Here is a 21,072-nt window from a genome sequence, read left to right as displayed (position 1 = left end):
TCAACCTTCCTTCAGTGCTTCAGTCAGGTTATCGACCACATGTCGGAAATCTTGACGGTCGAGCGTAGGAAACATCGGTAGTGAAATCGCCCGTTGGTAATAGGCCTCTGCCACCGGGAAATCACCAGCCTTGAAACCCAACTGCCGGTAATAGGGTTGTAGATGCACCGGAATGTAATGCACGTTGACACCAATCCCGGCCTGTCGCAATGCATCAAACACTACCTTGCGGCCTCTGGTGGCCAGTACTTGCACCACAAACAGATGCCATGCAGATTCGCCATCTACTGATGCATCTGGTAACTGCAACAGCAGATCGGCCAATGCAGCCCGATAGGCAGTAACCCATTCACGGCGTTGGGCGACAAATTCATCAATCCGCGTCATCTGGCTAGCACCCAATGCCGCTTGCAGATCCGTCATCCGGTAATTGAAGCCCAGCTCGATTTGTTGGTAATACCAGGCACCATCCGGCTCGCCATGCATTTCATCCAGTTCGCGGGTGATGCCATGGCTGCGTAATCGGAGCAACTGTCGATACAGATCCTCCCGATTGGTCAGGATCATCCCTCCTTCGCCGCTGGTGACAATCTTGACCGGATGGAAGCTGAACACGGCACAGTCGGAGAATTCGCAACAGCCGACAGGTTTACCCTGATATCGACCACCAATGGCGTGTGAAGCATCTTCAATGATGGCGATACCATGGCGTTTGGCCAAGGCAGCAATGGCTTGCATATCACAGGATTGGCCAGCGAAATGAACGGGCACCAGCACATTTGGCAATGTGCCAGCGGCCTCGGCCTGCGTCAATTTGGCCTGTAAGGCCGTGGTGCTGAGGTTGTAGCTGACCGGATCGATATCAACAAAATCAATATCGGCACCACAGTAGCGGCCACAATTCGCCGATGCGACAAAGGTATTGGGCGATGTCCACAAGCGCTTACCTGGCCCCAGACCCAATGCCAGGCAAGCCAGATGCAACGCCGCAGTCGCATTGGAAACGGCCACGGCATAACGCACACTACAATACGCCGCAACAGTCGATTCGAAACGAGCGATCGCAGGGCCTTGTGTCAACCAATCCGACCGTAACGTGGCGACAACTGCCTCGATATCGGCTTCGGAAATGCTTTGTCGACCATAAGGGATCATGCTTCCGCCCGATCCAACTCGATCAGCTCATCCACGGTCAGAAACCATGGATTCGTTTCTGAGCTGTACTCGAAATCATCGGCCACCGCCTGTCCGACCTCCGTCAAATTGTTGCGATGGAAATCCACCGATTGAGTAAACAGAATAGCGGGTTTGATGACGTAATGATCGTCGAATTCCACGGTTTGAAAGGCTGCATCACGCGGCACCATCATTTCGTGCAGCTTTTCGCCTGGGCGGATGCCAATGACACGATGTGACTTGCCCGGCGCCATGGCCTGGGCCAGATCAACAATGCGAATCGATGGAATCTTCGGTACAAACAGCTCGCCACCATGCATACGAGCAAAATTCTTCAGCACAAAATCCACGCCTTGCTGCAGCGTAATCCAGAAGCGGGTCATACGCACATCGGTGATCGGCAGATCTGGCGCATTGTCCTGCACCAATTTGCGGAACAAAGGCACAACTGAACCACGGGAACCCACCACATTGCCATAGCGCACGACGGCAAAGCGGGTGACGTGGCCACCAGCAATATTGTTGGCGGCCACAAACAGTTTGTCGGACAACAGCTTGGTTGCGCCATATAGATTGATTGGGCTGGCAGCTTTGTCGGTGGACAGTGCAATCACCTTTTCCACGCCGCTTTCAATCGCAGCATTGATCAGGTTTTCCGCCCCCCAGACGTTGGTACGTATACATTCGGTAGGGTTGTATTCGGCCGCAGGTACTTGTTTGAGGGCGGCGGCATGCACAACATAATCGATACCCCGCATAGCTTGCCGCAATCGCTCCCCATCACGAACATCGCCAAGAAAGAAGCGCATGCAGGGCTGGTTGAATTCAGCCTGCATCTCGTACTGCTTCAGCTCATCTCGCGAGAACACGACCACGCGGCGCGGCTGGTGTCGGGCCAATAAGGTTCGGATGAATTTGCGCCCGAACGAACCGGTTCCGCCCGTGATCAAGATCGATTTGTTGTCGAACATGGCCACCTCCTTATTATGTGCACTTCCACAGCAGGGCCAGCCTCGATGTGCCTTGTGGCAAACAGCCTACCAATCGCGCCAGCTATCAGTCAGTTCATAACGACTGCATTGTTGTGACGCCGCCAACGCCTCGATGTCGATACCTCTGTTTACGATGACCTGATCAATGAAGTCACATAACGCTTCGCGCTCACCGGTCTCGATGACGCTGCCATCAAACTGATCGTTGACTTCGTTGAGTGCCAACACCAGGACTTCGATGCCTTTCATCACCCTTGGAAAGCCGGTGTCCGTTGTGGCACATTGATCGATTTCCGCAATGAAGGCCCTGAGCAACTGTTCGGTCTGCTCAATGAAGGCATCAGGAAACAGCTCATCCATATGGCATTCATCGGCCGAAATCTCACCCGCCGCCAAGGCACACCGTTCTTTCTCTTTCTGTTCACGCCACCACTGTGTGATCAACTGCACGGGCATTCTGACTTTCCTTTTCAACATCACCGTGATCGGTGATCAATGCAACGCAGGGCATTACACTAGTCTTCCTCACCTTGCATTTCCGGGAACAATACGTCGGTAAATCCGAACTGTTTCATGTCCTGTACCCGCATCGGGTATAGCACACCCCACAGATGGTCGCATTCATGTTGCACCACACGGGCATGAAAACCCGTTACCGTACGGTCAATCGATTGGCCATATTGATCCTGCCCACGATAGCGGATGGCGCTGTAGCGGGGCACCAGCCCCCGTAAACCCGGCACTGACAGACAACCTTCCCAGTCCTCTTCCATCTCATCGCCCAATGGATCGATTTCAGGATTGCACAGCACGGTATAGGGCACATGACCTGCATCCGGATAGCGTGGATTGTCCCGGGGTTCGTGACTGCCAAAAATCACCACTTGCAGACTGACCCCAATCTGCGGGGCGGCGATACCTGCACCATTCATCGCCGACATGGTGTCTTCCAGGTCACGAATCAGACCATGTAACCCTGGCGTATCAAATGTCTCGACCGGCTTGGCCTGTTGCCAGAGCAACGGATCGCCCATTTTCAGTACTGATTTAATCGGCATCGTGATCCACCACGTATTCCAAGATATCTCTTACTTGTTCCATGGAGGCCGTCAGCACATCATGAATCGCCGACATGTCGATGGCTTTGCCTTGCGGCTGACGGCCAGCCGCATAGTTGGCCACCACGGCCAGTGCGGCGTACTCGATACCCAATTCACGCGCCAATGCGGCTTCCGGCATGCCGGTCATGCCCACCATGGTGGCACCATCACGCTCTAGGCGATTGATCTCGGCAGCCGTTTCCAGGCGTGGCCCCTGCATGGCTGCATACACCCCACCGTCATGCACCGGCACCTTGGCAGCCTTGGCTGCTTTCAACAGACGTTTGCGCAAACGGTCTGAATAGGGTTCGGTAAAGTCCACATGTGTAACCGGTTTCTCACCTCCTTCAAAATAGGTGAATTTACGACCGTAAGTGTAATCGATCAGCTGATTGGGCACGGCCAGCACACCGGGCCCCAACTCAGGTTTGATGCCCCCCACCGAGGCAACCGCAATGATGCGTTTGACTTTCTGTGTCGATAATGCCCAGACGTTGGCACGGTAATTGATTTCGTGCGGTGGTATGGTGTGCCCATAACCATGGCGAGCCAGAAACACCACATTGTGTTGATTGATACGACCAAATGTGAGTGGTCCAGAGGGTTCACCGTAGGGGGTACGGATTACCTGTCGATGGGTAATTTCAAGATTGGCAAGCTGGGTCATGCCCGTGCCGCCGATGATGGCAAGCATCGCATCTCCTCTGACTGGATGTTAGGCGCCTCGCACTGAGAGATGGCGAGACGGGATATTTTCATTATCGGCCGTTTCTGCGGGTAACGCCAGCACTGGCGCGGCTTGGCGGGGTAAATACGGGTAAAGCGAAACAAAAAAGGCACACGCCGGTGACGTGTGCCTTTTTCAATTGCACTGAGCGCTTACGCTACCCAGTCGCAGTGATGCTGTTTAAGGTATTCGGCAAATTTTGCGCCAACCTCGGGATGCTTCAAACCGTACTGAATGGTAGCTTGCAGATAACCCATCTTCGAACCGCAATCATAACGAATGCCATCGTATTCATATGCAAAAGCTGCTTCGTATTTCAGCAATGCAGCAATTCCGTCAGTCAACTGAATCTCGCCACCCGCGCCAGGCTGCACATTCAACAGCATGTCGAAAATGCGTGGGGTAAGGATGTATCGACCCACTACGGCCAACGTTGACGGTGCTTCAGCGGGTTTCGGCTTCTCAACAATGGAACGAATCCTGTGCACATGCGGCTTTTCTTCATCAACCGCCACGATGCCATACGAGCCAGTCTGCTCCGGCTCGACGTTTTCCACACCCAGAATCGAACAATGGCAACGATCGAACTCATCCACCATCTGCTTCATGACAGGCTTCTTGGCATCGCACAGATCATCGGCCAGGATCACGGCGAACGGCTCATGCCCAACCACCGGCTGGGCGCAGAGCACCGCGTGCCCCAGCCCCAATGCTTCTGGTTGACGGATGTAGATGCAGGTCACATTTTTCGGAATGATACTTTGCACGATTTCGAGCATTTGATGCTTGCTACGCATCTCCAGCTCGTTTTCCAGCTCGTAGGCTTTGTCGAAGTGATCTTCGATGGAGCGCTTGTTGCGTCCGGTGATGAAGATCATCTCGGTGATACCAGCCTCAACGGCTTCCTCCACCGCATATTGAATCAACGGCTTGTCAACAACCGGCATCATTTCCTTCGGACTTGCCTTGGTGGCAGGTAAAAAGCGCGTGCCCATTCCTGCAACCGGGAACACTGCTTTCTTGACCTTCTGCATTCAAATTCCCCTTCGTTTCGATTCGATCGGATTGGTCGTGCTGGGTGGTGTCCGATTGGCTATTCAGCCACTGGCGCCTGGGCTACCTGCAACAGCGCTTGCAACCCTGCTTCATCCAGGATTGTGATGCCCAGCTCTTGCGCCTTCGCCAGTTTGCTGCCGGCATCTGCGCCGGCCACCACGTAATCAGTTTTTTTCGACACACTTCCGGCCGCCTTGCCACCCACCGCCTCAATCATTGCCTTGGCCCCATCCCGCGACAGCGTCGGCAAGGTACCTGTCAATACAAAGGTCTTGCCGGCAAACGGACTATTCGCCATGGTTCGCGGTTCGATATCGGGCCACGTCACGCCAGCAGCACGCAACTGCTCCACCACTTCCACATTGTGGGGTTCGCCAAAGAAATCCAGGATACTTTGGGCAACCACGGGCCCCACATCGGGAACCAGCAACAATTGATTGTAAGTAGCCGACATCAGCGTGTCGATCTGACCAAAATGTTTCGCAAGGTCTTTGGCCGTAGACTCACCGACATTGCGAATGCCGAGAGCATAAATGAAACGAGGCAGTGTCGTGAAGCGACTTTTATCAATCGCCGCCAATAAATTGCTGGCGGACTTCTCTGCCATTCGGTCCAGTTCCGCCAATTTCACCAAGCCCAGCTTGTACAAATCGGCAGGCGTGCGTACCAGACCCACATCGACCACTTGCTCAACCAGCTTGTCACCCAGGCCCTCAATATCCATGGCACGACGCTGAGCAAAATGAATCAATGCCTGCTTTCGCTGTGCCGAACAGAACAGTCCACCACTGCAACGAGATACCGCTTCACCGTCTTCCTTGATCACATGCGAACCACACACCGGGCAGGCCTTGAGCATTTCAAACGGGGGATGAACCGGCTCCTGCGAGACTGAGAACAGATCGCTCCCAGCCACCACCCGATAAGGGCGACGCTCAATGATGACCCGCGCGACTTCAGGGATTACATCACCCGCACGGCGCACCACCACCGTGTCACCAACCCGCACATCCTTGCGGCGGATTTCATCTTCATTATGTAAGGTGGCATTGGTCACAGTCACGCCACCGACAAAGACAGGCTTCAATCGTGCCACTGGCGTCAACGCACCGGTTCGTCCCACCTGCACATCGATGGCTTCGACCGTTGTCATCGCCTCTTCTGCCGGATACTTGTGGGCGACCGCAAACCGAGGAGCACGTGAGACAAAGCCCAGGGTGCGCTGATAAGACAAGGAATCAACCTTGTAGACGACACCGTCGATATCAAATGGCAGATTGCTACGCTGACTGCCAATAGTGTTGTAATACTGCAACAAACCCTGTGGGCCGCTTACTTTTTGCCGCAGTTCGCACACGGGTAGATGCAAGGACTGCAACCAGTCCATGATGGCCGATTGAGCCTCAAAACTGGGCCCACCCTGCATTTCGCCCAAATTATAGGCAAAAAAGCTCAAGCGACGACTGGCTGTGATTTTTGAATCCAACTGACGCAAACTGCCGGCCGCAGCGTTACGCGGGTTGGCAAACTGTTTTTCGCCACGCGCTTCCTGCTCCCGATTCAAACGTTCGAAATCCGCCTTCAACATCAACACCTCGCCGCGGATCTCCACCCGCTGTGGTGGCGTATCCGTCGCCAACTTCAGCGGGATGTTACGGATGGTTCGGATATTGACGGTGACATCTTCACCAGTCAGGCCATCGCCACGGGTAGCTGCCTGTGTCAGCATCCCGTTTTCGTAAGTCAGGTTGATGGCCAGACCGTCAAACTTGGGACCGACCTCATAATCAACCAGATCAGTACCGACTGTTTCACGAATACGTCGGTCAAATGCCTCGACATCCTCGGCCTCAAACGCATTGTTCAATGACAGCATTGGCGTGCGATGCGTGACGGAATTGAATGCAGCCAGCGCTGCACCACCCACCCGCTGCGTTGGCGAGTCTGCGGTCAACAACAGTGGGTACTGTGCTTCCAGTCCCTGCAGTTCACGGAACAACTTGTCGTATTCGGCATCCGGTATTTCCGGGTCATCCAACACGTAATAACGATGATTGTGATACTCAAGTAAAACGCGCAGCTCAGCTGCGCGCTCATTAACAGAAAAGGGAATCATGCGAAAAGTCGGAGTGCAGTAGGGCCGCCCGGCTGGATGCCGCGCTGCTCCATACGTCGATAAAGTTCAATCAGCTGGCGCCGGATGGCGCTCAGCCCCTGTTCATTCAATGGACGACGATTGTCGTCCACCAGTTCACCATCCAGCGATTCCGCCAGATGCCCAGCCAATTTGGCAACCCGATCAAATACCGGCACGCCGCCAATCACACGCGGCACATCGAACAGCAAGGTCACAGCATTCACCCTCATCTGGCGAATGGTGGCTGAAGAGAATGACTCCTGCCCCAGGTTACACAGGGAAAACAAGGTCTGCCCTTGTTCGTTGCGGAAATGAAACAAACCATCATCCGCCAGTTGCATGCCTGCTGACTCGCACAAGGCGCGAATCTTGGTAGCGGAAAACGGCGTCCCATCACGACTGACAATATTCAGGCCGATCAATACATCCACATCGGCACAGAAAGCATCCAGATCAGCAGCGGCGGTCAACGAAGGTGTCCGCTGGGGTAGCTCGACGACCGCACCAATGTCTTCACCAGTCAGACGGATGATCCGGATGAACTCCAGCAACTGGGCATCACTAACCGGCCCCTTGCGGTCAGCCAGCTGCAAGCCAGCACGTAGCAGACTGAAGGTACCAACTGAGCCGGGATTCAGCATCACCCAATGCTCTCCATCGGCTTCCAGGCCGCTCCAGCGGACTGGCTTGCCGATGCTGGCAGCGTCCTCCATTGCCACTTGCAACTTACGCGCTGCCACTGGTTCAGTCAGATGCAGCTCGGCAATGAAATCAATACCACCGTCCAGTGTGGCATCCACTGGCGGCGGCAGGTCTGTTTCAGTTTGTGGCAACGGTACAGTAACCGGCATATCGGCTGCGGCCGCTGCAACCAGGCTGGGCTCCAGCCGTTGCGTATCAGCTTCGACCCGTGCAGCGGTCTTGGGTTTGCGTTCCAGCAATACATCTTCTGCCGGTTTTTCAAAAGCTTGTTCGGCTTTGCGGCGGAAGCTGCGCTCCTGCCACCAGTTCAATGCCCAGACACCGCCGATAATGCCTGCAGCGGCCACGATCAGGGCTAGATTGAGATCGCTCATGTGGGGTTTGGATGACTCGACTACGGGTTTAACTTGGCATCCATCCGACAGCGCGAACCAATCGGCCCACACAGCAGGATGGACTCTCATTTTCCGACATACTGCCAAAAAGCGACAACTACTTTAGTATCGGCTTACATTCGGCAGCAACGCGGCAACTGTCGGTCCGTTGACCGCGCGCTTTATTCTCGCTCAGGCAGGGGCGGCCTCTGCCATTGACAATGCCACCTCGATATCCACCGCCACCACTCGTGATACCCCCTTCTCCTGCATGGTGATACCCACCAGCTGATCTGCCATTTCCATGGTGATCTTATTGTGACTGATATACAAAAACTGCGTATTGGCCGACATGCGCTTCACCATATCGCAGAAACGACTGGTATTGGCATCATCCAGCGGTGCATCCACTTCGTCCAGCAGGCAAAACGGTGCAGGATTGAGCTGGAATAACGCAAACACCAGACTCAGCGCAGTCAGCGCCTTTTCACCACCCGACAGCAGGTGAATGGTACTGTTCTTTTTGCCAGGCGGTTGCGCAATCACCTGCACTCCTGCATCCAGAATAGTCTCTCCTGTCATCACCAGCCGCGCCTGGCCGCCGCCAAACAATAGCGGGAACAATTCCGTCATGGAGGCATTGACCTTGTCGAAGGTAGCCTGCAACAGGTCACTGGATTCCTTGTCGATCTTACGGATGGCCGCCTCCAGCATTTCCATGGCTTCAGTCAGGTCAGTCGCCTGAGCGTCCAGGAAATCCTTGCGGGTACGCGACTCTTCAAGCTCTTGCATGGCAGCCAGATTGACCGCCCCCAGCGAGTTCAGCTGCTGCGTCAACGCACCGATCTGCCCAACCAGCGAAGATACCTTGGTGTTCGCTGCCAACAATGGGATCAACGCAGCCTCATCCGCACCGGCTTCCTGCAACTCCTGCGTAAAACGTTCGACCGCCAGTCGTGCCTCCTGTTCCTTCAGGCGCAATTCGTTGATGCGCTCACGCAGCGGCTCCAGACTATGTTCAATACGTACCTTATCTGCTTCCAGCTCGCGCAGCTTGTTGGTGGCATGGCCCACTGCATCACGTGCCTTGGCCAGCGCCACTTCACGCTCGCCACGACGGTTGAGCGCTTCCTGGATAGCCTCATCCAGCACAGTTGGATCAAAGCCCTCCAATTCGATCTGCAACTCCTCGATGCGTGACTGCAGATCTTCACGTTGCTCGCCATGCCCACGCTTCAACCCTTCCAGCTCGACAATCTTATTTTGCGCAGTCTTGAGTTGAAACTCCGCCTCGCGGGCCGCTCGCTCAGCATCGCGCAGACGGTTACGTGCAACTTCCAGCGCCGCTTCAGCCTGGGTGCGATGGCTACTGACCGAAGCCATGGCCTCACTCAGGTGCGTCACTTGCTCGTCAAATTCTTCCTGTTTATAGGCGGCTTCGCCATGCGCGTCATTTTCCATCGAGATGGCATCGGCAATTTCCGCCAACTCTCGAGCAATCTGATCGCTGCGCTGGGTAATACGCTCCAGCGCTTGCTGCTGTTTCAACAGCTCCATCTGCTGCTGATGGAGCTGCCGCCCCAACTGCTCACTATCGCCCCGCTGGTGCTGATAATCGGCTGAGGCGCGAGCATGAGCCTGATCTGCCAGATGAGCCTGCTCCTGCGCGTGTACCAGGGATGCCTGCAGTACAAGCATATCGCTGTCCAATTGCTCCAGCTCGCGCTGCCGTACCATCACACCTGACAATACGTCGTCTTCCGCATGAAAACGCATACCGGCTCGAGTGACCATTATGCCGTTCTGCAACACCAAGCAACCACCTGGCGGTAAGGCAGCCTGGGCTGCCGTCAAGTCGTTGATATTTGCCACGCACCACACATTGGCCAACCAATCCTGCAGGGTTGACTGACAGGCTGCTTGTCGTATGGTTACCTTGCTGGTCAACGGCAGCCAATCACCCAATGGTGCAGTCAAACCCGCCGGTACAGCCTTCGCTTGATACAAGGCCAGTCGAGCGGGAGCGGGTGTGCACAACAGATCGGCGGCGGCATCTGGTTGCGGCAGTGCTTGGAGTCGCTCGGACAAGACAGCTTCCAAAGCCGACTCCCAGCCAGGTTGCACGTCCAACCCTTGCCAAAACCGCAGTTGATCGGTCAAACCAAAATGTTGCAGCCAGGCTTCCAGTTGCTGGTTGCCATCACCGCGCCGCTGGAGTCGTGCCAGCGCAGCATGCTGGGCCTCCAGCTTGGTCAGTGCCTGTTGCACTTGTTGTTGTGCAGCCTGGGCATCTCGTTTGGTCGCCTCCAGCCTGGGCACCTGCTCTTGTAGAGTGAATAGGCTTTCTTCCAACGCCAGTCGCCGTGCTTCCAGCTCCCCGACTGATTCCTCCAGCTCCAGCAATGCATCGCGATCAGCTTGGGGTTGAGCAGCTTGCTCCTGGCGCAGGCGTTCACGGCGCGCTTCCAGTTGCTGAATGGTTTTCAGCGCATGGCTGCCATGTGCCGCCTGTAACTCTCGCGCCTGTTGAACCTGTGCAAGCTTTTGCTGGATTTCGCTGTAGGATTGCTGAGCTGAACGCCAAGCAGTTTCCACAGCAGGCAGTGCATCATTTGCTTCAAGCAAGCCCTCTTGAGTCAATTCCACCCGCTCTGCCAGTGCCTCGCTTTCCGACCGCCAGTGCACCACCAGTTCATCGGTCGTTCCCGCTTGCTGTTGCAATTGAGCCAACTGCGTCTTGGCTTGGTTGATTTGGTTTCCAATACGATTGCGACTGTCCTTCAAATGGACAATCTGCTGCTCCAGTCGCGCCACCTCGGCATTCGCCTCATACAAGCGCCCCTGTACATTATGCAATTCGTCACTGGCAGTGAAATGCGTTTCGCGTAGCTGCTCCAGTTGGCTTTCCGTTTCACGCAGCTGCGCGGTGGCTGCCTCAAGGTCGTTGATCGCCGCTGCAATGTCCCGTGCCAGCCTGCCCTGATCCTTCTGCGCTTCCTGCTTGCGTAACAATGCCAGTAGGTTTTGAGTGTTTTCCAGCGTCAACTTCATATGCTGGTACTTTTCGGCCACTTCCGCCTGCACGGCCAGTTTCTCAAGCTGACCTTCCAGCTCACGCCGGATATCATCGACACGCGTCAGGTTGTCACGGGTATCAGTCAAGCGGGCTTCCGTCTCCTTGCGGCGTTCCTTGTATTTGGATACGCCCGCCGCCTCCTCCAGAAACACCCGTAATTCTTCCGGCCGCGCCTCGATAATGCGCGAGATCATGCCTTGCTCGATCACCGCGTAACCACGTGTGCCCACACCGGTCCCCAGGAACAGGTCCTGAATATCCCGCCGCCGACACTGAATATGGTTGATGTAGTAACTGGATTCACCCTGGCGTGTCAGCACCCGCTTGATCGAAATCTCGGCATACTGTGACCACTGCCCGGCTGCCCGGCCCAGGCTATTGTCGAATACCAATTCCACGGACGCCCGCCCTACCGGTTTACGGTGGTCGGAACCATTGAAAATCACATCCTGCATTGATTCGCCACGCAATTGCTTGGCCGAACTTTCACCCAGTACCCACCGCACAGCATCAATTACATTGGATTTACCGCAACCATTGGGGCCAACCACCGCAACCAACTGCCCAGGGACAGGGATCTGCTGTGGATCTACAAAAGATTTGAAGCCGGCAAGTTTGATTTGTGTAAGACGCAACGTGGTATTCCGGAAACGGGTAAAAAGCGAGGGAAAATTCTAACACGAACAATTAATCAAATTTGAAATAATTCATTTCGCATATATTTACAATCATATAATGGCATGCATTTAACATGTTGATCAATATTGATATTTTTAGTTGGCATATTTTATGCGTAGCAATTATTCGTTAAGCCATTGGCTTATCTTGGTCGAATTAATTCAACGGCAGGAGAAACACCCATGACGTGCACAACGATGAAAAGACGCCGCTTGAACGCGGCGACCAGCGCTTTGATACTTGCATTGACCTGGAGCTTCCCTGCCCAGGCCGCAGTGATCAATGTCGAATCCGCAATTCAGGCCGGGACGGATGCCCACGTCAACGGTCCAGGCTATACCCCCGGACAAGCTTATCGACTGTTGATTACCTTGCCCAATGGCTCGCAGATGCTGCGGGCGGTTGTTGCGACCAGTGCCGGCAATCTCGCCGAAACATATCGTACCGCGATGGCCGGCGAGCACAAGATAGAAATCCAGGACAACAACGGCAAAACCATCACAACCACCCGTTTTGTTGTGACCCCGTAACAATCAGGAGCACCTTGATGATCAATTCTTCGACCTATCTGAGTATGGCGGTATGTGCCCTGTTGTTGCCACCCTGTGTAATCGCAGCCAGCCCGACACGCGAGGATACCATTTTGTTCGCCTCCACACGTGATGGCTCGCTTCAGCTCTATACGCTGACACCCGATCATGCTGTCCATAAACTGACAGATGGCAAAGGCGAGAATAGCCAAGCCAGCTGGTCACCAGATGGCAAACGCATCGTGATGACGTCCACGCGGGACGGTAATCCGGAAATCTACATCATGGATGCAGATGGTAAAAATCAACGCCGGCTGACCCATCATGACGCGGCCGACAGCGATCCCGTCTGGTCGCCAGATGGCAAACATATCGCTTTCATATCCTATCGGGACAAAACCGCCAACATCTATGTCATGGACAGTCATGGCAAACAGTTGGCCAATGTGACGGCCGCAGATCCTGGCGTGGCCAAAGGTCAACCCGCTTGGGCGCCAGATTCGAAGCGATTGGCCTATGTCAATTTTACCGAAGGAAAAGGCGACATAGCCACGGTGGACATTGCTACAGGCAAATACACCTACATCGCGAAAACCAAAGCATCAGAAACCAATCCGGTATGGTCGCCCGATGGACAACGGCTTGCCTATACCTCGCGCAACTCAAGCCTGCTGCAAATCTGGGTCATGAATGCCGATGGCAGCGAAGCCCAGGCAGTCACTCCAAAGGAAATACAAACCGGTGAAGCACGCTGGACACCCGATAACCAATCACTACTAGTGTTGACCACCATTGCCGAAACTGGCCGTCAGGATATTGCCAAAGTTTCGCTGGCTGACGGTGCGTTGGCCAATCTGACCGAGTCGGAAGCCGAAGACAATCAGCCCAGCCTCACACCGGATGGCACGGCGATATTGTTCGTCAGCTATCGCGATGGCAATGCACAGCTCTATCGGGTGACAACGGCAGCAGGTCAATCCGCACAGCGGCTGACCTACAGCATGGCGATGGATGCCCAGCCACTGGCGCGCCCAAGACAATTGACCCGCCTAGCCAAGCAATAGCCCTCAAGTGATTATTACCTATTACCATGAAGGATAAGACCATGGAACATCGTTGCTCTACGCAACGCCCGCTTGCCCGGTGGCTACTGGCCATTGGTGCCTGTCTGGCATTTTCCCAACTATCCGCAGTCACCATTACCTACACGTTGGACGGTGATTTCGACTTGGGTACACTGGATGGCGTCAATCATACGGCGCCAAACAATCATCAATTACAACTGAATGCGGTGGGCACCACCTTCCCAGTGCTGTGGAATGCCAATGCGGGTGAGGACACCCTGTCGAAAATCGATACCTCCACCAACAAAGAGCTGGCACGCTATCGCACTTGGTTCGGTCCCGCAGGACAACCAGGCTTTGTGAATCACCTTGGCAATGCCTATGCCGGCGCGGCACCGTCCCGTACCGCAGTTGACATCAACGGCAATGCCTACGTAGCCAACCGCCACTTTGATGGTAAAAGTGCATCGGTCATGAAGATCCTGTCCGATAGTTTTATCGATCGCAATGGCAATGGTGTTGCCGACACATCCCAGGACACCAACAATAATGGCGTGATTGACCCAGCCGAAATCATGCCCATGGGGGACACCAATGGCAACGGACGAGTCGACCCTGCCGAAATCACGGATGAACGCGTCGCCTGGATCGTCTATGTCGGCGTACCGAACGGCTTAGGTCGTTCACTTTGCATCGGCAAGGACGGCAACTTGTGGGTGGGCCTATTCAATACTGCGCAATATTACAAGATCAGCTCCGTTGATGGTTCGCCCATGGTCGGCCCGATCGCGGTTTCCTGGAGCCCGTATGGTTGTCTGGTTGACTCCAACGGCATGTTGTGGAGTGCTTCGCTGGGAACCATCCTGGGCAAAATCGATACGAATACCCTGGTGGTCAGCAGCTTCAACCACGGGCAGTTTGGCGGTAATTACGGCATCGCACTGGGGAACGGCAAAGTCTATGTTGCCAGCCTGAACGGCCGCTCGTATATCCAGTTCGACCCGACTACCAACACATTCACCACACCGGCAGCGCAGTTCTATACCTCCTATGGGATCGCGGTCGATGGCTCTGGCAACATTGTCCCCGGCAATGTCAATTCCGGCGGCGTCACCAAATTTGCCCCGGATGGCACAGTTATCTGGAGCAAACCGGCCCAACCTGGAACCGGTGAGGTTCGTGGTGCGGTGATTGATGCCAATAATGACGTTTGGCTGATTCACCGTACTTCCAACAACCTGTCCAAGTACAAGGGGACCGATGGTACGTCACTGGGGGTGTTCCCTATTGGCAACTCACCTTACACCTATAGTGATGCAACTGGCTTTGCAGCACGTAACATCACCAGCCCAACCGGTACATGGACCGCAATATACGATAGCAACGTAGCTGGCATGCCATGGGGCAAGGCCAGTTGGACTGAAACCCTACCAACCGGCGCAACCATTGAGGTCCGAGTCCGTACTGCGGACACATTGGGCAATCTGCCGTTGTCGGCCTACTCATTGGTCTCCAACAATACCCCGTTCAATCAGTCGGGACGTTACATACAAGTACAGGCAAGACTCACCGCCAATGCTGACAAGGCTTCCCCCATCCTGTATGACCTGACATTGAGCAGCCAGGGAACCACGTGCGATGTCGATGGTGATGGTGATATCGACCGCAACGATATCAACGCCATTCTGGCCGCCCGCAACACGACAGCTGCCCCAGGCGATTCGAGAGATGCAGATGGCAATGGCTTTATCACGGTCAACGATGGACGGATGTGCACGTTGAAATGCACACGTCCGAACTGCGCACCATGATATGTCCCAGACAACTGTCACCATCAGTTCAGACTAACGCCATGCATGGAGCAAACATCATGTCAAAAGCATTTCTCAATGCAGTACTACTGGGCTGTGCGCTGTTCACGGTTCAGGCACAGGCACTTACCTTGAAATTCTCACCACAAAACCAGGTGAAATTTCTGGGTGACACGGTCAACGTCGATATCATCGCCACTGACCTGGGTACCGATATCATCAGTGCCTACGATTTGGACGTCGGTTTCAACCAAACCATTCTGCTAGGCATGGGTGTCACGTTCTACGACAAACTTGGGGGGCCGGCGGATTCGTTTTCGGGCTTTACCTTGGGTGTCAATGTGATTGATCTGTGGGAGCTGTCACTCATTGTCGACGAAACGATACTCGATGCAATGCAGGACGACCCAATCACGTTGGCGACACTTACCTTCAAGGCGATTGGGGTTGGCCTGTCCGGATTGAGCTTTCTGCCGGATACGGTCCCAGGGGTCAGCGGCCAGGATGTCAAAACCTGGGATGCCCAATTGGCCAACACCAGCATAGAAGATGGGAGCGTGGAGGTTATTCGCGATCCGAATGGCCGCATTCCTGTTGCGCCTAGCTGGATGTTATTGGGCATCGGCGCGGCGGCGCTTGTCACCATGAGACGATTTGCCGTCGTTTGACCAACACTCAACTCACAGTCTGCCGGATCGATACACTGGGTCCGGCAGACCGCTTGATCATCACACAACACATGGCCAACGGTGTTCGTACGAACGAGCAACCTGAAAACTGACCCTGGCATGGTATTTCTGCATGCAAGGCAGCGGCGTCAGCGCTATCATCCTGCTATACCCCAACATCAAAGCACGCTGACATGTTCAAATTCAAACTTGTCCTGAGCTCAACGTTATTGCTGCTAACAAGTAGTGTCATGGCCTGCCCGGTTTGCAATGGCGAGCGCAAGCTCAGCGTACTGTGCTTTTCCGACAACCCGCCTGCTTTCTGCAAAGTACGCCCAAATGCCGAACAACCACCAGGCAAAGTGGAGTCGGGCAAAGACCAGAATACGCCCCCTGCGGCCACGACCCAACCGGTAGATACGCCGCCGCCAGTCACGGCAAGCCATCAGACAGCCTCTGATGCCGCTACCCGCAACTGACCAGTTCAGCATGAGGCTGCTGTCATGAATGATACCCTCCCCCCTGCCTCTGTCGGGCTCGATATCATATTGAGTATGAAGGCAGAGCCATTACCAGATGGCTGGATCGCCCTGGTGGATGGCTGGATGCAGGCCAATCAGGCTTTACTGGCCGGCTTGGCTGCCATGGAAGCCGGTGGCAGCGAGCAAGAGCATGAATTCGATGCTGCACGCCAACCTGACCGCATCGAAGCCAAACTGAATCTTGCCTTGCATCTATTGGCACAGCTGATGGCATCGCAGTGCCAACAGACAAGGCCACAGGCCGTGACACTGCACGCCGATATGCTGATCTGGCATGTGGATACCCCATTGGCCACTAACAACAATGTATTGCTATCCCTCCTCATCAACTCCCGCATTCCAGAGCCACTGCGCCTGCCAGCCAAAATCATTGGCTGCGAGCAGATCTCCAGTAACAGCTGGCGCATATCAGCACATTTCGAACATGTGACCCAATCCGTTACAGATTGGCTGGAACGCACCATTTTTCGCTACCACCGTCGACAGATACAGGCTCGATTTCATCCATCAGCAGCAGCTAGGCAATAAGTTCCCACTGACCATTACTTTCTATATAACCGTCGATTATTGGGCTCTGGTCATTCACGTTCTATAATGTTGTGTTCACCCTGGTCATTGCTCCGGTAAGCTTGATCCACTACACCAATATTGCTATGGATCGTCCCAATTGACGCCACCGAGTGTGGCAGGCACGCTAGTCATGCATTTCCTATCCATTCGTTGGGCGTGCACAAGTACTGGCTCAGGCATGGCCATGTAAACAGGAAAACAGTCAAGTCATCCAACGATAACGGCCCGGCCCGCCAGCATGGATGAACTGCGTTTTGATATCACCACCGGTTGAACCACATGACTACTATTCATTTAACTCCAAATTCGGGAAATCGCATGCATCCTATTCAGCCTTTGATTGAAGAAGCTTTTGAACGTCGCGCAGAGCTCACGCCTTCCACCATTCAGCCTGAATTGAAGGCCGCTATTGGCCAGGTCATCACGGAACTGGACAGCGGCAGCCTGCGCGTGGCAGAAAAAATCAACGGTCAGTGGATCACCCACGAATGGGTCAAAAAAGCTGTGCTGCTCTCCTTCCGCGCCAATGACAACGTGCCACTGGATGGTGGTTGCACCCAATATTTCGACAAGGTACCCAGCAAGTTTGCCGACTATTCCGAAGCCGATTTCCGCGCTGGCGGGTTCCGTGTTGTACCTAACGCCATTGCCCGACGCGGCAGCTTCATCGGCAAGAATGTGGTACTGATGCCATCCTACGTCAACATTGGTGCGTTTGTTGATGAAGGGACAATGGTCGACACTTGGGCGACTGTTGGCTCCTGCGCACAAATCGGGAAAAACGTCCACTTATCTGGCGGCGTCGGCATTGGCGGGGTTCTGGAACCACTACAAGCATCACCGACCATCATTGAAGACAACTGCTTCATTGGCGCACGCTCGGAGATCGTCGAGGGGGTGATCGTGGAAGAGGGTTCGGTCATTTCAATGGGCGTCTACATTGGTCAATCCACCAAGATTTATGACCGCGAGACAGGTGAAATTACTTACGGCCGTGTACCAGCCGGGTCTGTGGTGGTGTCAGGCAACCTGCCCTCTGCCGATGGAAAATACAGTCTGTATTGCGCCGTTATTGTAAAAAAAGTCGATGCGAAAACCCGTGGCAAGGTTGGCATCAACGAATTACTGCGCGGTATTTAGTACTCACCAGGCAACGGGCCGCTGAATGCGGCCTTTGAACCCGCTCACAACCGAAAGACAAGGATGTTGAGTAGCACATGAGCCTCAATCAGGTTCTCACTGCAAGATCGTGAACAGGCGCTCATTCATTACCCGATTTTAACAACTTGCCCTCCCTCCAAAGCGCGTTCACGCAACCATGAAGCGTGCTTCCTACCTCATGACCTCCTATTTTTCGAATTGCAGGGGAACATGCACTGGCATCACGGCGTCAAATCTGATAAGTTGCCGATGCCTAGCTGCAACCCAACACGGGGATTCCGTGGCAGCGACGCAACTGATCGACAACTGATGCATACCTGCTTGCGAGTTAGGATCGCAAGCCACTGATATAGGAGGATTTCCTATGACCAAGAAAGTGGTCACACTCGCCCATTATTATTGCACGCCCGAAATACAGCAAATGGCGGATAAAGTAGGCGACAGTCTTGAGCTCTCCCTTTATGCCCGTGATGCCGAAGCCGATACCATTGTGTTTGCCGGTGTACGCTTCATGGCTGAAACTGCCAAAATTCTCAATCCGCATGCCGAAGTGATCCTGCCGGATCGTGGGTCCACCTGTTCGCTTGTGACGCAAACCGATGTAACTGCCCTCAAGGCCTGGCGGGAACAGTATCCAGATCATGTCCATGTAGCCTATATCAATTCGTCTGCAGAGCATAAAGCGCTGGCAGACTGGATTTGCACCAGCCGCAATGTCGACGACCTGATCGCCGACCTGTATGCCACGGGCAAAAAAGTCATCTTCTCACCTGATCGCAACATGGGTGCCTATCTCAACTTCCAGTATGGTTATGACATGCCACTCTGGTCCGCCGTGTGCGAAGTACACGACAAATTCAATGAAGAGGCACTCAATACCGGTTTTGCAGCGGTTGGCGACACCCCCTACTTCCTGATCGCACACCCGGAAAGCCCACTGCCGGTGTTGCAACGCGCTGATTATGTAGGCTCCACGTCCGGTATGCTGAACTGGGTCAAGGCCTATGACAAAGCCCCTAATGGCGTGATCTTTGTGGCAACCGAGGACGGCATCCTCTACAACATGAAGCAAGTACGTCCAGAACTGGATATCCGCCAAGCTCCAATTTACGCAGGTTGCCAGTGCAATTCCTGTCCATACATGAAGCTCAACACCATTGAAGCGGTCAAGCGTGCACAACAAGGCGAAGGCATTTGCATCGATTACCTGACAGATGCACAGATGGATGCGGCTCGACTGCCGATTGAGCGCATGCTGGAATTTTCCAAACGCTATTACGCATAATGCCAAAGCGACCGATAGGTCGCTTTCTGGTTTCTGGGAGTCTGAGTTCGCCCAAATGCGAATGCAGGCATTGATCGCGCATTTTTTCCGATACGAACATGGCCCAATTCGACTACCTGATCTTCATTGGCCGCTTTCAGCCTTTTCACCGTGGCCATCTGCAAACCATTCGCCACGCACTTGGTCAGGCTGACAAGGTCATCGTTATCGTCGGCTCAGCACGCGGTGCTCGAACTTTTGAGAATCCATGGACTTTCCAGGAGCGCGAACATCTGATCCGCGCTTGCCTGCCACCTGAGGATCAGACCCGCGTCTACATTGTCGGCATTTCCGATCGGATGTATAACGACCAGCAATGGGTTGGAGAAGTACAAAGTACCGTAGACAAGGTCATTGCCGTCGATACGGTCAACCTGTCGTCACGCCCGGCGGAATATCGTATTGGCATGGTCAGCGGCGGCCGTAGCCAGGACAGTTACTATCTGGAATTCTTTCCTCAATGGCGACAGGTTCAGATGCCGGATTTACCTGGCATCATATCTGCCGACATCCGTTATCGATATTTCGATTCCCACCCCACTTGTCAAGCCGCATACGATGCGGAGCAAATGCCACCACCCGTGCACGATTACCTGCGACAATTTCGAGACACTGAACACTATCAGAATCTCGCCACCGAATATGCCTACATTCAAGACTACAAGCGCAGTTGGGCTCGTGCACCCTACCCGCCCACATTCGTCACGGTCGATGCCATGGTCGTCTATTCCGGGCACATTCTACTGGTACGCCGCCGGACACAACCAGGCAAGGGTTTGTGGGCGTTGCCAGGCGGCTTCGTCGATCAGAATGAACGTATCCGCGATGCCGCCATTCGTGAGCTTCGAGAAGAAACCAAGCTGAAAGTACCCGGCCCTGTCCTGGCCGGGTCGATTCGCTCGTCACGCGTATTCGACCACCCCAAGCGTAGCCTGCGGGGCAGAACCATTACGCACGCATTCCTGATTGAATTGCCACCGACCCAGGAAGGCCTGCCGAAAGTAAAAGGGTCGGATGATGCTGACAAAGCAAAATGGGTCCCACTATTCGAATTCAATCGCATGGAAGATCAGCTATTTGATGATCATTTTTATATCGTCAATTGGTTTCTAGGTCAGATATAAGACGCATGAAAGATTGATCCCACTTAGTAATTCGCTTAATACAATATTCAAAGGCCGCATATGCGGCCTTTTCCTATTAGTTAACGAGTTGGGCAATTAATACTTGATGGATTAGAATTCTCGCCGGCATCCTAAATCAATATCAATACGCTTCCCGTTTGAAACAAATGGAAATATTACGAATAAATTCCATTTAACCAGAAGGGTCAAGTTGCATAGAGCCCTAATTCGATGAATACTCTGATGGGCTCAACCTGCAT

18 protein-coding genes are annotated in these 21,072 nt (G+C 54.0%); 9 read left to right on the top strand and 9 right to left on the bottom strand.

What is annotated here, in order from left to right:
- The 9 genes from pseC to smc form a co-directional block, all read right to left on the bottom strand.
- Window positions 1–1,155 (bottom strand): UDP-4-amino-4,6-dideoxy-N-acetyl-beta-L-altrosamine transaminase, encoded by a 1,155-nt coding sequence (pseC, locus tag FFS57_RS12165; protein ID WP_137938067.1) that lies wholly within the window; start codon window positions 1,153–1,155, stop codon window positions 1–3.
- On the bottom strand, window positions 1,152–2,147 hold the full coding sequence (gene pseB / locus FFS57_RS12160; RefSeq protein WP_137938066.1) for a UDP-N-acetylglucosamine 4,6-dehydratase (inverting): 996 nt from the start codon (window positions 2,145–2,147) through the stop codon (window positions 1,152–1,154). Before pseB ends, pseC begins: the two co-directional genes overlap by 4 nt.
- A gap of 66 nt (window positions 2,148–2,213) precedes the next feature.
- Window positions 2,214–2,624, bottom strand: a complete 411-nt coding sequence (locus FFS57_RS12155) for a DUF5713 family protein (RefSeq protein WP_137938065.1) — start codon at window positions 2,622–2,624, stop codon at window positions 2,214–2,216.
- Between the two features lie 59 nt (window positions 2,625–2,683).
- Window positions 2,684–3,226 (bottom strand): peptide deformylase, encoded by a 543-nt coding sequence (gene def / locus FFS57_RS12150; protein ID WP_137938064.1) that lies wholly within the window; start codon window positions 3,224–3,226, stop codon window positions 2,684–2,686.
- Complete coding sequence (locus FFS57_RS12145) at window positions 3,216–3,962, bottom strand: S-methyl-5'-thioinosine phosphorylase (RefSeq protein WP_137938063.1); 747 nt, start codon at window positions 3,960–3,962, stop codon at window positions 3,216–3,218. The genes def and FFS57_RS12145 overlap by 11 nt, the downstream gene beginning before the upstream one ends.
- 185 nt (window positions 3,963–4,147) lie before the next feature.
- Window positions 4,148–5,029 carry a UTP--glucose-1-phosphate uridylyltransferase GalU gene (gene galU / locus FFS57_RS12140; RefSeq protein ID WP_137938062.1) on the bottom strand — a complete coding sequence of 294 codons (882 nt, stop codon included), beginning with the start codon at window positions 5,027–5,029 and terminating at the stop codon, window positions 4,148–4,150.
- Window positions 5,030–5,088: 59 nt separating this feature from the next.
- Window positions 5,089–7,167, bottom strand: a complete 2,079-nt coding sequence (gene ligA / locus FFS57_RS12135; protein WP_137938061.1) for an NAD-dependent DNA ligase LigA — start codon at window positions 7,165–7,167, stop codon at window positions 5,089–5,091.
- On the bottom strand, window positions 7,164–8,264 hold the full coding sequence (locus tag FFS57_RS12130) for a cell division protein ZipA (RefSeq protein WP_171013882.1): 1,101 nt from the start codon (window positions 8,262–8,264) through the stop codon (window positions 7,164–7,166). Before FFS57_RS12130 ends, ligA begins: the two co-directional genes overlap by 4 nt.
- A gap of 192 nt (window positions 8,265–8,456) precedes the next feature.
- Window positions 8,457–11,975, bottom strand: a complete 3,519-nt coding sequence (gene smc, locus FFS57_RS12125) for a chromosome segregation protein SMC (RefSeq protein ID WP_137938059.1) — start codon at window positions 11,973–11,975, stop codon at window positions 8,457–8,459.
- A gap of 225 nt (window positions 11,976–12,200) precedes the next feature.
- On the opposite strand from smc, the gene FFS57_RS12120 reads away from it, so the two are divergent.
- From FFS57_RS12120 to FFS57_RS12080, 9 genes are all read left to right on the top strand, one after another.
- Window positions 12,201–12,548, top strand: a complete 348-nt coding sequence (locus FFS57_RS12120) for a hypothetical protein (protein WP_137938058.1) — start codon at window positions 12,201–12,203, stop codon at window positions 12,546–12,548.
- Window positions 12,549–12,565: 17 nt separating this feature from the next.
- Window positions 12,566–13,612 (top strand): TolB family protein, encoded by a 1,047-nt coding sequence (locus FFS57_RS12115; protein WP_137938057.1) that lies wholly within the window; start codon window positions 12,566–12,568, stop codon window positions 13,610–13,612.
- Between the two features lie 41 nt (window positions 13,613–13,653).
- Entirely contained in the window at window positions 13,654–15,423 is a 1,770-nt protein-coding gene (locus tag FFS57_RS12110; RefSeq protein WP_137938056.1) for a hypothetical protein, read from the top strand.
- Window positions 15,424–15,482: 59 nt separating this feature from the next.
- Window positions 15,483–16,091, top strand: a complete 609-nt coding sequence (locus FFS57_RS12105) for a hypothetical protein (RefSeq protein WP_137938055.1) — start codon at window positions 15,483–15,485, stop codon at window positions 16,089–16,091.
- A 194-nt stretch (window positions 16,092–16,285) separates the two neighbouring features.
- Window positions 16,286–16,570, top strand: coding sequence for a hypothetical protein (locus FFS57_RS12100; RefSeq protein WP_137938054.1), 285 nt, complete (start codon window positions 16,286–16,288; stop codon window positions 16,568–16,570).
- 24 nt (window positions 16,571–16,594) lie between these two features.
- A complete protein-coding gene (locus tag FFS57_RS12095; protein ID WP_137938053.1) occupies window positions 16,595–17,161 on the top strand; it encodes a PilZ domain-containing protein in 567 nt (188 codons plus the stop codon).
- Window positions 17,162–17,521: 360 nt separating this feature from the next.
- Window positions 17,522–18,343: a 2,3,4,5-tetrahydropyridine-2,6-dicarboxylate N-succinyltransferase gene (gene dapD / locus FFS57_RS12090; protein ID WP_137938052.1), complete on the top strand. Its 822-nt coding sequence runs from the start codon at window positions 17,522–17,524 to the stop codon at window positions 18,341–18,343.
- A gap of 385 nt (window positions 18,344–18,728) precedes the next feature.
- Window positions 18,729–19,649 carry a quinolinate synthase NadA gene (gene nadA / locus FFS57_RS12085; RefSeq protein ID WP_137938051.1) on the top strand — a complete coding sequence of 307 codons (921 nt, stop codon included), beginning with the start codon at window positions 18,729–18,731 and terminating at the stop codon, window positions 19,647–19,649.
- Window positions 19,650–19,747: 98 nt separating this feature from the next.
- Window positions 19,748–20,812: a bifunctional nicotinamide-nucleotide adenylyltransferase/Nudix hydroxylase gene (locus FFS57_RS12080; RefSeq protein ID WP_137938050.1), complete on the top strand. Its 1,065-nt coding sequence runs from the start codon at window positions 19,748–19,750 to the stop codon at window positions 20,810–20,812.
- Window positions 20,813–21,072 lie beyond the last annotated feature (260 nt).

Source organism: Chitinivorax sp. B, from assembly GCF_005503445.1.
In the GTDB taxonomy this organism is placed as follows: domain Bacteria; phylum Pseudomonadota; class Gammaproteobacteria; order Burkholderiales; family SCOH01; genus Chitinivorax.
Note: the sequence above shows the minus strand (reverse complement) of the source record. Positions and strands in the feature narration are given on the sequence as shown.

What these genes read in the sequence shown, in the direction of transcription:
- pseC (WP_137938067.1), bottom strand. Translation starts at nt 1,155, where the DNA reads ATGATCCCTTATGGTCGACAAAGCATTTCCGAAGCCGATATCGAGGCA.
- pseB (WP_137938066.1), bottom strand. Translation starts at nt 2,147, where the DNA reads ATGTTCGACAACAAATCGATCTTGATCACGGGCGGAACCGGTTCGTTC.
- FFS57_RS12155 (WP_137938065.1), bottom strand. Translation starts at nt 2,624, where the DNA reads ATGCCCGTGCAGTTGATCACACAGTGGTGGCGTGAACAGAAAGAGAAA.
- def (WP_137938064.1), bottom strand. Translation starts at nt 3,226, where the DNA reads ATGCCGATTAAATCAGTACTGAAAATGGGCGATCCGTTGCTCTGGCAA.
- FFS57_RS12145 (WP_137938063.1), bottom strand. Translation starts at nt 3,962, where the DNA reads ATGCTTGCCATCATCGGCGGCACGGGCATGACCCAGCTTGCCAATCTT.
- galU (WP_137938062.1), bottom strand. Translation starts at nt 5,029, where the DNA reads ATGCAGAAGGTCAAGAAAGCAGTGTTCCCGGTTGCAGGAATGGGCACG.
- ligA (WP_137938061.1), bottom strand. Translation starts at nt 7,167, where the DNA reads ATGATTCCCTTTTCTGTTAATGAGCGCGCAGCTGAGCTGCGCGTTTTA.
- FFS57_RS12130 (WP_171013882.1), bottom strand. Translation starts at nt 8,264, where the DNA reads ATGAGCGATCTCAATCTAGCCCTGATCGTGGCCGCTGCAGGCATTATC.
- FFS57_RS12120 (WP_137938058.1), top strand. Translation starts at nt 12,201, where the DNA reads ATGACGTGCACAACGATGAAAAGACGCCGCTTGAACGCGGCGACCAGC.
- FFS57_RS12115 (WP_137938057.1), top strand. Translation starts at nt 12,566, where the DNA reads ATGATCAATTCTTCGACCTATCTGAGTATGGCGGTATGTGCCCTGTTG.
- FFS57_RS12110 (WP_137938056.1), top strand. Translation starts at nt 13,654, where the DNA reads ATGGAACATCGTTGCTCTACGCAACGCCCGCTTGCCCGGTGGCTACTG.
- FFS57_RS12105 (WP_137938055.1), top strand. Translation starts at nt 15,483, where the DNA reads ATGTCAAAAGCATTTCTCAATGCAGTACTACTGGGCTGTGCGCTGTTC.
- FFS57_RS12100 (WP_137938054.1), top strand. Translation starts at nt 16,286, where the DNA reads ATGTTCAAATTCAAACTTGTCCTGAGCTCAACGTTATTGCTGCTAACA.
- FFS57_RS12095 (WP_137938053.1), top strand. Translation starts at nt 16,595, where the DNA reads ATGAATGATACCCTCCCCCCTGCCTCTGTCGGGCTCGATATCATATTG.
- dapD (WP_137938052.1), top strand. Translation starts at nt 17,522, where the DNA reads ATGCATCCTATTCAGCCTTTGATTGAAGAAGCTTTTGAACGTCGCGCA.
- nadA (WP_137938051.1), top strand. Translation starts at nt 18,729, where the DNA reads ATGACCAAGAAAGTGGTCACACTCGCCCATTATTATTGCACGCCCGAA.
- FFS57_RS12080 (WP_137938050.1), top strand. Translation starts at nt 19,748, where the DNA reads ATGGCCCAATTCGACTACCTGATCTTCATTGGCCGCTTTCAGCCTTTT.